General features: G+C 60.6%; 1 protein-coding gene. It reads right to left on the minus strand.

Features of this window, described 5'->3' with window-relative positions; genetic code table 11:
* Positions 1-677, minus strand: a 677-nt coding sequence (locus A3730_RS24495) for an SDR family oxidoreductase (protein ID WP_156501339.1), incomplete at its 3' end; no start/stop codon positions are given.
* Positions 678-805: the final 128 nt, after the last annotated feature.

Here is an 805-nt window from a genome sequence, read left to right on the forward strand (position 1 = left end):
AGGGGAAGCCAGTGTGCCCGGGTGCCGGGTACCAATGCCAGGCGGCCGCAGGCCAGGTTATCGAGCAGGCTGTATAACGGTTGGCTGTTATCCAGCTCACCGGTATGGCTATTGCCGGCAACGGTGGCGGGCTGGACTTCCACAAAATCGAGTGCGTGCTGTCTGGCAAAGGCACGGGCGCGAATGGCCGCTTCCAGTTTGCTGGCTTCATAGCCGCCAGCCCGCCGGTAAACCTTCGGCCATTCAGTGTGTGATGGGGTGGCGGGATCAATGCCAAGCCGATTCAGGTGCCCGTGATTTTCCAGCATAAAACCGCTGATAAACACCAAACGGCATTGCTGGCGGCGTGCCAGTTCGGCCACGGCCAGGCTTCCCGTTACATTGGTGCGGCGGGCGGTATCGGTATCGAGCCGCCAGGCGAAACGGGCGCCGAGGTGGATGATGGCATCGAGTTTGGGGAGCGCGGTGGTCAGGCCCAGTTCCGGTTGGTCCAGATCGCCGCTGATCGCCTGGAGCAAGTGGCCTTGCCCGCCGAGGCTGTCCACCTGCTGGCGCAGGGTGTCGAGTTGAACCTCGGGTTGTCGCAGCATGGCGACCACGGCGTGGTTATGGCGGGTCAGGCTGGCGCAGACGTGGCGACCAATGAAGCCGGTGGCCCCGGTGATAAAGAAGATCATGGTGATGTCCTTTTCCTGTTTTCAGTGAGGTGCGGAGAAAGCTCATGACTACGCTAAGGTGTAGAGTACGCTCTAAGGTCAACAGGGAATAAGTGAGCCTCCTATGCGCATTGCAGAACTGGAACAGC

It is taken from the genome of Alcanivorax sp. HI0044 (assembly GCF_001634945.1).